Below are 7,990 nucleotides of genomic sequence, written 5' to 3'. Positions count from 1 at the left end.
GGACTGGCGTGGGCGGCCACGGCGGTGGCCGGGGCGGGGGCCCTGCTGATCGGGCTCGCGGGGTCGGCGGGCGCGGCCTTCGCCGCGCAGGCCCTGGCCGCGTCGGCACTGCTGGGCGCGGTGGCCGCGCTCGGGGTGGCGGTGGCCTGGCGGACGGCGGGGGCGTGGCCGGCCGCTGCGGCGGGTGGCCTGGCGGCGGTGGCGGCGCTGGGCGGCCCGGCGCGGCCCGCGCTGGAGCCGGGCTGGGCGGTGGTGGCGTACCTGCTGGTGGCGCTGGCGCTGCTGGCGGCGGTACGGGCCCGGGCGCTCCCGGAGGCGGTGCGGGGCGGCCTGGCCCGGGCGGGTGCGGGAGTGGCCGCGCTGGCGGCGGTATGGGCGCTGGCCTTGGTGGCGGCGGCGTCGGTGGCCCGGCTGCGGGTGCTGGACCAGGTGTGGGCGGCGACGACGCCGCCCGCGGCGCCCCACCAGCCCGGAGCGGCGGCGCCGGTGGTCCTGCTGCTGACGGCCGCGGCGGCCTGGTGGCTGGTACGCGCGCTGCCGGGCCGCCCGGAGCCGGGGGCCGCGGCGGTGGCGCTGGGCTGGGCGGGGCTGTTCCCGGCGCCGCCGCTGCTCGGGGTCCCGGCGGGCGCGGCGTTCGCGGCGCAGCTCGCGGTGACGGTGGCGGCGGGGGTGCTCGCGCTGCGGTCGGCGGCCGGGGGTGTCGGGGTCGGCGTCGGCGTCGGCGTCGGCAGGGCGCCGGGGATCGCGGCGGGCGTGTGCGCGCTGCTGGGGGCCGTGAACGTGTCCGTGGCGGCCCTGGACGGCCGCCTGGCCACCTGCGCGGTGCTGGGGGCCCTGGGGGTCTCCTGCGCCGCGGGAGCGGCGTACGGGCGCGGTGCGGTGTGGGCCAGGTCGGGGGCGGCGGCGCTCGCCGTGGCGTGCGCCGCGGGTCTGCTGGTGGCACTGGGCGCGGTGCTGGGCCGTCCGGTGGCGTGGTGGGCGCCGCCGCTGCTGGCGGTTCCCGCGGCGGTGGCGGCGCTCGGGCCCCGGCTGGGTGCGGTGCGGGTCCCGGCGGAGGCCGCGGCGGCCGCCGCCGGGGTGCTCGCCCTGGCCCTGGCGGCCGGGGACGCCCCGTTGCTCGCGCTGGCCTTGGCGCTGGCCGGGGTGGTGTGCGCGGGCGCGGCGGTGCGGCCGGAGCGCCGCTCGGCGGGCTGGGCGGCCGGGGCCCTGTTCCTCGCGGCGGCCTGGGTGCGGCTGGCCGCGTCCGGGGTCGGGGTGCCGGAGGCGTACTCCCTGCCCGTCACGGCGGCGGCGCTCGCGGTGGGCCTCGTACGCCGCCGCAAGGATCCGCGGGCCTCGTCGTGGACGGCGTACGGCCCGGGTCTGGCGGCGACGGTGCTGCCCAGCCTGCTCGCGGTGTGGGGCGACCCGTACTGGCCGCGCCCGCTGCTGCTCGGGGCGGCCGCGCTGGCGGTGACCCTGACGGGCGCCCGGAGCCGGCTGCGGGCCCCGCTGGTGCTGGGCGGCGCCACCCTCGCGGCGGTGGCGGTGCACGAGCTGGCCCCGTACGTGGTCCAGGTGGTCGACGCGCTCCCCCGCTGGCTCCCGCCGGCGCTGGCGGGCCTGCTGCTGCTGGTGGTGGGCGCGACGTACGAGAAGCGGCTGCGCGATGCCCGCCGGCTGCGGGAGGCGCTCGGCCGCCTGGGGTGACGCGGACGACCGCGGATGCGCGGGAACGGCAAAGGCCCGCAGACTCCATGGAGTCTGCGGGCCTTTGATCCGGGTGGGCGATACTGGGTTCGAACCAGTGACCCCTTCGGTGTGAACGAAGTGCTCTCCCACTGAGCTAATCGCCCGGACGCACCGCAAACATTACCCCATGTCAGCGGTGCTCTTTGACCACGAGCCGGTCACTGGTCGCTGAGGTTCCAGGGCAGCACGAGCCCGTACTTCCACAGGTAGAAGCCGATCAGCGCGCCCGCGATGACGAGGCCCACGCTGGTCAGGATGATGTTGCGGCGGCGGACCTTCGGGTCGAGCGCCTTCTGCGCGGCCTCGGTGACCTTGCGCTTCGTCCAGCGCAGGACGAGGTGGGCCCAGGCGAACTCGGTGGCCCAGATCGCGAGGCCCGCGAAGATCGCGACCCAGCCCGGCCCGGGCAGCACCAGCATCGCGATTCCGGCGCCGATGATGACGAGGCCGACGACGAAGACGCCGACCTGCCAGCTCAGGTGCAGGGTGCGGCGGGCCTGGATGAATGCGGGCGCCTTCGATACGTGCGGGGCCTCCTGCGCGGGCTGCCCGGCGGCCTTGCCTCCGGTGGACTTGTCTGCGGTGGATCCCTCGGCTGCGGACTCGTTGGTCTCGCGGTCACTCCCCGTGTTCATGGGGTCGAATCTACCCGAGCCGGAAGCACACGTGAACGGACGTTTGGATCCGCCGTCCGAGGGACCCAGAGGTCCGCAAAACGGTCAGAGGGGTTTACAACGGCACCGTAGGTGGCATGTCGATTTCGCCGACGTGCGAATCCCCGAGCGCACACTGAGCGAAAGGCCCTGGCGCTTATGAACACCACGGTCAGCTGCGAGCTGCACCTGCGCCTCGTTGTGTCGAGCGAGTCCTCACTGCCTGTACCCGCGGGCCTGCGGTATGACACGGCCGATCCCTACGCCGTGCACGCCACCTTCCACACCGGCGCCGAGGAGACGGTCGAGTGGGTATTCGCCCGCGACCTCCTCGCGGAGGGCCTCCACCGGCCCACCGGTACCGGCGACGTCCGCGTCTGGCCGTCCCGCAGCCACGGTCAGGGCGTCGTCTGCATCGCCCTGAGCTCACCGGAGGGAGAAGCGCTGCTCGAAGCACCCGCCCGAGCACTCGAGTCGTTCCTCAAGCGGACGGACGCCGCGGTCCCACCCGGGACCGAGCACCGGCACTTCGACCTCGACAAGGAGCTCTCCCACATCCTGGCCGAAAGCTGAGCCAGGCCTACAGCCGCTCGACACCGTCCGACTCGGGGCGACGGTGTGGCGCGGACAACCACATACGTGAGTGCCGGCGCTGTTCCCGCGGAAGCCAACCGCGGGGACGGCGCCAGTGCGCTGTGCCGGGGGCCCGCCGGGAAGGGACCCGCTAGAGTCGGCCCCCAGCGGCGGCAGCAGCCAGTCGCCGCAGGCCCGGCCCTTGAGGGAGACCCCGTGCAGATCCCCCACGACACCCGTCGCGCGCTCGACGTCGTCGTCGCGCTGGTGAACACCGCGGCCGAGACGGACCAGCCCGACGGGCTGGGGGACGTGAGCGCGCTGCGCGGCTTCGTCCACGAGTTCGCGATCAGCGACGTCGGCGAGCTCGGCGCCCGCGATCTGGCCGGGGTGCGCGCGGTACGCGGAAAGTTCGCCCAGCTGTTCGCATCGCCGAACCCGCGCGCGGCGGCCGCACTGATCAACGAGCTGGTCGCCACGGCCGGCACCACCCCGCAGCTGACCGACCACGACGGCTACGACTGGCACGTGCACTACTTCGCGCCCGGCGCCTCGGTGGGTGACCACCTGGCGGCCGACGGCGGCATGGCGCTGGCCTTCATCGTGGTCTCCGGGGAGCAGGAGCGGCTGCGCCGCTGCGAGGCCCCCGACTGCCGGCGCGCCTTCGTCGACCTGTCCCGCAACCGCTCGCGGCGCTACTGCGACAGCCGCACCTGCGGGAACCGGCTGCACGTCGCGGCGTACCGGGCCCGGCGCAAGGAAGCCGAGTCAGAGCACGAAGAGGTCGTGCACGGCGGCCAGCAGCAACAGGGTGCCGATCACCCCTAAGAAGATCATCAGGGGCGGCTGGGAGAGCGCGAAGAGGCAGCCTCGCGGCTTTTCGGCGACGGGGGCGGGGGCCGGCGCGGGAACGGACGGCTCACCCTGCGATGTGTCGAGCATGTCCGGGCGATGATGACGCAGCACACCCCCGTTCGCCCCTCAACACGCCAAGATCTGTGCGGGACTTCGTCAGATTCCGTGAGATTCGTCCGCGGGATTCAGATGCCGTGCTTCTTGAGGATCGCCTCGATGTCGGAGAAGTCCTCCGCCGGGGCGGCCGGGGCGTTCTGCCGGGCGGTGGGCTGCGGGCGGGAGCCGGCGCCCAGCGAGGGGGCGGAGGCGGTCGGGGCCACGGCTTCGCGGCCGGCGTCGCCCTTGGCGGCCTTGACGGCCTTGGCCGGCTTCTCGGCCTTCTCGGACGCGCCGAGACCGCGTCGTTCGATGACACGGGTCACCATGAAGAGCAGCCAGGCCAGACCCAGCACCCCGAAGCCGATCCAGACGGACGGCTTGAAGGCGATCTTGGACACCCACTCCACGACACCGGTCATCACCAGGCCGAGGGGAACCAGCGCGTACGCCGTGATCCGCGTGGCGGCGAGGAAACGCTTGCGGTACGCGGTCAGCGCGGCGATGCCCAGGCCCGCCGCGGACACCGCGGAGCAGATGGTCTCGGCAAGCATGCGGTCCTCCGGTGTTCGACGACTGGGCGATCTGTCCCCTTCCATCCTGCACCGGACGCAGCCGTACCGGCCATGCCCCGGGCGCCCACGGCGCCGATCTCCGGGAGATCTCGGGGTGACCCTCATCCCCAGGTCCCGGTCCCGGGTCCCGGTCGGTGCGGGCGGCCGGGGCTGGGAGACTGTGCGTATGACCGATTCCGTGATCCTCGACGTCTGGTGCGAACTCCAGTGCCCGGACTGCCACAGCGCCCTGGACGACGTACGGGCCCTGCGCGCCCGCTACGGCGACCGGCTGGACATCCGCCTGCGCCACTTCCCGCTGGAGAAGCACAAGCACGCCTTCGCCGCGGCGCAGGCCGCCGAGGAGGCCCTGGAGCAGGGGCAGGGGTGGCCGTACGTGGAGGCCGTGCTCGCCCGCACCGCGGAGCTCGGTGAGCGCGGCGAGCCGGCCCTGCTGGACGTGGCGCGCGAACTGGGCCTGGACGCCGAGGAGTTCGACACCGCGCTGATCGACGGCCGGCACATCCTGATCGTGGACGCCGACCAGGCCGAGGGCAAGGCGATCGGCGTGAGCGGCACCCCGACGTACGTGATCGACGGCCAGAGGCTGGACGGCGGCAAGAGCCAGGAGGGCCTGCGCGCCCGCATCGAGGAGATCGCCGACCGGCTGCTCGCCGCGGACGTCTAGATCAGGTCCTTCGCGTAGTTGAAGTTGGTCGTCCGGTAGCCGAGGGACTCGTAGAGCCGCACGGCCGGGGTGTTGTCGGTGAAGACGTGCAGCCCGAGCATCCGGTGGCCCTCGGCCAGGGCGGTTCCCTCCGCGAGGAGCATCAGGTCGCGCCCGTACCCGCGGCGGCGGTGTCCCTCGGCCACCTCGACGTCGAAGACGTACGAGCCCTCGCCGGACGGCGCCAGCCACAGGTGGCCGACGGTCTCGCCGCCCGCCTGGGTCTGCGCCTCCAGGACGCGGAGGCTGACTCCCGGGGTGTCCAGCCCCCTCGGCAGCAGGTCGTCGTGATCGGCCGCCGATTTCGCGTGTGCGGCCTGCTCCGACATCCCGCGGGCGATCCAGACGTCGGCGTAGCTCTGGCGCGCCAGCGCGAGCCAGGCCTCGAACTCGGCGGGGGTCATCGGGCGGCCGGTGACCCCCTCGGACAGCGCGGGCGGCTCGGCCGGGAGTTCCTTGGCCATGTTGCGGCTGTACTCGGCGTACCCGAGCGCGGATGCCAGGCGCAGGCCCCCGGGCGAGTCGGCCGGTACCGAGCTGCGGACCCGGCGGCAGCCCCAGCCGCGCAGCACCTCCTCGGCGGCGAGCGCGGCGACGGTGGCGCGCCCGCGCCGGCGGTCGGGCTCCTCGACGGCCAGCTCGCGGATCTCGCCGACCGTCGGCCCGAAGGGGGTGTCGGAGGCGAGCAGCAGCGCGCCGACGCACCTGCTGTTGACGCGGATCTCGTACGGGCGCGAGCGGCCCCCGCTTGCGGTCTGCTGAAGCGGCCCGCTGGGCCGCAGGGTGGTGGTCATCAAGGGAAGTTCTACCCGCCCCGCGGCCGACGCGACAGGGAATATCAGGGTTGGGGATCGTGGTCCGCGGCGGAGCGGGCGTCGAAGATCCGCATCGCCTCGGCCGTGACCGGCCCGGGGGCGCCGGCGAGCGCGCGGCCGTCGACGCGGTGGACGGCCTGCACGTCGCGCAGCGAGGAGGTCAGGAAGATCTCCTCGGCCTGTTCGAGCACCTCGAAGGGCAGGTCGCTCTCCTTGGCCCCGGCCCACTCGGCGACGAGGGTACGGGTGATGCCGTCGAGGCAGCCGGAGGCGACGGGCGGGGTGTGCAGTTCCCCGTCGAGGACCACGAAGACGTTGGAGCCGGTGCCCTCGCAGAGCCGTCCGACGGTGTTGGCGAACAGCGCCTCGGAGGCTTCCGCCCGGTGGGCGGCGGCCAGCGCGACGACGTTCTCGGCGTACGAGGTGCTCTTGAGGCCGGCCACGGCGGAGCGCTCGTTGCGGACCCACGGGACGGTGATGACCGCGGTGGTGTCCGGGCGGCGGGTGGCGCCGGCGAGGGCGACGATCAGCGTCGGGCCGGCGTCGCCGCGGTCGGAGCCGAGCGGGGAGACTCCGCCGGTGTAGGTGATGCGCAGCCGGCCGAACGGCGTCGGGTTGGCCTCCAGTACGGCCGCGCACGCGCGCCGCACCTCGTCGAGGTCGGGGTCCGGCAGGCCGAGCCCGCGGGCCGAGCGGGTCAGCCGGGCCAGGTGGCGGGTGAGCGCGAAGGGCGTGCCGCGCTCGGCCTTGAGCGTCTCGAAGACCCCGTCGCCGACGGTCAGCCCGTGGTCGAACACGGACACCTTCGCGTCGTCGGTGTCCCTCAGTGCTCCGTCGAGCCAGATCCTCACCGTACGGTCCTCCCGTTCACCTCATGGGCCTCTGCCGCCCCTGACGCTACCCGCAGCAGCCGGGCGGCCTTCAACTCGGTCTCGGCCCACTCGCGGTCGGGGTCGGAGCCCCAGGTGATGCCGGCGCCGGTGCCGAAGAGCAGCCGGGGGCCGCCGGGGGCCTCGCGGTCGATCCAGAAGGTGCGGATGCCGACGGCGAGGGCGGCGGTGCCCCGGCCGGCGTCCACCCAGCCGATGCCGCCGCAGTACGGGCCGCGCGGGACGGTCTCCAGGGCCTCGATGATCCGCAGCGCGGAGGACTTCGGGGCGCCGGTGACGGAACCGGGCGGGAAAGTGGCGGCGAACAGCTCGGGCCAGCCGACGCCGTCGGCGAGCTCTCCGCTGACGGTGGAGACAAGGTGCACCAGACCCGGGTGCTCCTCGACGGCGCACAGTTCGGGGACGGTGACGGAGCCGGTGGAGCAGACCCGGCCGAGGTCGTTGCGCACGAGGTCCACGATCATCACGTTCTCGGCGTGGTCCTTGGGCAGGAGGTCGGCCACGGTGCGGCCGGTGCCCTTGATCGGGCCGGACTCGACGTGGCGGCCGGAGCGGCGCAGGTACAGCTCGGGGGAGGCGGAGGCGACCTCCACGCCGTGGGCCGGGAGCCGAATCGTTCCTGCGTACGGGGCCGGGTTGCCTCGGGCGAGCAGCGCCGTGAGGGCGTCCACGTCGGCCCCGGCGGGGTCCGGCAGCGGCGCGGACATCACGCGGCAGAGGTTGGCCTGGTAGACCTCGCCGGCCGCGATGTGCTCGCGGATGCGGCGCACGCCGGCGACGTAGGCGGCGCGGTCGAGGGAGGAGGTCCACTGGTCGGCGTCCGGGCCGGTCCAGGCCCCGGGTACGGGCGCGGGGACCGGGTCGGGGCGCACGTCCCCGAAGCGCGCGCAGACCATCCGGCCCTCGAAGTCGGCGGTCACCGCCCAGAAGCCGGTGGAGTCCAGGGCGGCGGGGTCGCTGGTGACGTCTCGGAGGTCGGTCGCGAGAAGGCCGCCGAAGCGGGCGAGAGGAGGCAGGTCGTGCACGGCTGCGAGTCTATGACCGGTGACGCGACGGCGCCGGTGAGGTGACGGTCGGGTGACCGGCGGTGATCGAG

General features: G+C 74.5%; 9 protein-coding genes and 1 tRNA gene. 4 read left to right on the top strand and 6 right to left on the bottom strand.

Features of this window, described 5'->3' with window-relative positions; genetic code table 11:
- Nucleotides 1–1,689, top strand: a 1,689-nt coding sequence (locus ACFWB8_RS31180; protein ID WP_385234575.1) for an SCO7613 C-terminal domain-containing membrane protein, incomplete at its 5' end; no start/stop codon positions are given.
- Nucleotides 1,690–1,763: 74 nt separating this feature from the next.
- Here the strand turns inward: ACFWB8_RS31180 and ACFWB8_RS31175 are convergent.
- A tRNA-Val gene (locus ACFWB8_RS31175) sits at nt 1,764–1,835 on the bottom strand.
- Nucleotides 1,836–1,889: 54 nt separating this feature from the next.
- Nucleotides 1,890–2,366 carry a TIGR02611 family protein gene (locus tag ACFWB8_RS31170; RefSeq protein WP_385234572.1) on the bottom strand — a complete coding sequence of 159 codons (477 nt, stop codon included), beginning with the start codon at nt 2,364–2,366 and terminating at the stop codon, nt 1,890–1,892.
- A 177-nt stretch (nt 2,367–2,543) separates the two neighbouring features.
- Here ACFWB8_RS31170 and ACFWB8_RS31165 point away from each other — a divergent pair, with 177 nt between their 5' ends.
- Both ACFWB8_RS31165 and ACFWB8_RS31160 read left to right on the top strand, forming a co-directional pair.
- Complete coding sequence (locus ACFWB8_RS31165; protein WP_030011909.1) at nt 2,544–2,957, top strand: SsgA family sporulation/cell division regulator; 414 nt, start codon at nt 2,544–2,546, stop codon at nt 2,955–2,957.
- A gap of 216 nt (nt 2,958–3,173) precedes the next feature.
- Nucleotides 3,174–3,785: a CGNR zinc finger domain-containing protein gene (locus ACFWB8_RS31160; protein ID WP_385234569.1), complete on the top strand. Its 612-nt coding sequence runs from the start codon at nt 3,174–3,176 to the stop codon at nt 3,783–3,785.
- 212 nt (nt 3,786–3,997) lie between these two features.
- On the opposite strand, the gene ACFWB8_RS31155 is transcribed toward ACFWB8_RS31160, so the two are convergent.
- Nucleotides 3,998–4,462: a hypothetical protein gene (locus tag ACFWB8_RS31155; protein ID WP_385234565.1), complete on the bottom strand. Its 465-nt coding sequence runs from the start codon at nt 4,460–4,462 to the stop codon at nt 3,998–4,000.
- Nucleotides 4,463–4,649: 187 nt separating this feature from the next.
- On the opposite strand from ACFWB8_RS31155, the gene ACFWB8_RS31150 reads away from it, so the two are divergent.
- Nucleotides 4,650–5,150: a DsbA family protein gene (locus ACFWB8_RS31150; protein ID WP_385234562.1), complete on the top strand. Its 501-nt coding sequence runs from the start codon at nt 4,650–4,652 to the stop codon at nt 5,148–5,150.
- Here ACFWB8_RS31150 and ACFWB8_RS31145 read toward each other — a convergent pair.
- Genes ACFWB8_RS31145 through ACFWB8_RS31135 form a run of 3 tightly spaced genes read right to left on the bottom strand, consistent with a single transcriptional unit; the run spans nt 5,147 to nt 7,919 of the window.
- The gene (locus ACFWB8_RS31145) at nt 5,147–5,983 is read right to left on the bottom strand and encodes a GNAT family N-acetyltransferase (RefSeq protein ID WP_385234560.1); all 837 of its coding nucleotides are present in this window, start codon (nt 5,981–5,983) and stop codon (nt 5,147–5,149) included. The two genes, ACFWB8_RS31150 and ACFWB8_RS31145, sit on opposite strands and share 4 nt — an antisense overlap.
- Nucleotides 5,984–6,027: 44 nt before the next feature.
- Complete coding sequence (locus ACFWB8_RS31140) at nt 6,028–6,855, bottom strand: aminotransferase class IV (RefSeq protein ID WP_385234557.1); 828 nt, start codon at nt 6,853–6,855, stop codon at nt 6,028–6,030.
- Entirely contained in the window at nt 6,852–7,919 is a 1,068-nt protein-coding gene (locus tag ACFWB8_RS31135) for a chorismate-binding protein (RefSeq protein ID WP_385234554.1), read from the bottom strand. The genes ACFWB8_RS31140 and ACFWB8_RS31135 overlap by 4 nt, the downstream gene beginning before the upstream one ends.
- Between the last annotated feature and the right edge of the window lie 71 nt (nt 7,920–7,990).

It is taken from the genome of Streptomyces sp. NPDC060031 (assembly GCF_042736805.1).
Classification (GTDB): domain Bacteria; phylum Actinomycetota; class Actinomycetes; order Streptomycetales; family Streptomycetaceae; genus Streptomyces.
Note: the sequence above shows the minus strand (reverse complement) of the source record. Positions and strands in the feature narration are given on the sequence as shown.

Bases quoted from the DNA above. Each gene is read 5' to 3' on its own strand.
- ACFWB8_RS31150 (WP_385234562.1), top strand. From the start codon at position 4,650: ATGACCGATTCCGTGATCCTCGACGTCTGGTGCGAACTCCAGTGCCCG.
- ACFWB8_RS31145 (WP_385234560.1), bottom strand. From the start codon at position 5,983: ATGACCACCACCCTGCGGCCCAGCGGGCCGCTTCAGCAGACCGCAAGC.
- ACFWB8_RS31170 (WP_385234572.1), bottom strand. From the start codon at position 2,366: ATGAACACGGGGAGTGACCGCGAGACCAACGAGTCCGCAGCCGAGGGA.
- ACFWB8_RS31165 (WP_030011909.1), top strand. From the start codon at position 2,544: ATGAACACCACGGTCAGCTGCGAGCTGCACCTGCGCCTCGTTGTGTCG.
- ACFWB8_RS31155 (WP_385234565.1), bottom strand. From the start codon at position 4,462: ATGCTTGCCGAGACCATCTGCTCCGCGGTGTCCGCGGCGGGCCTGGGC.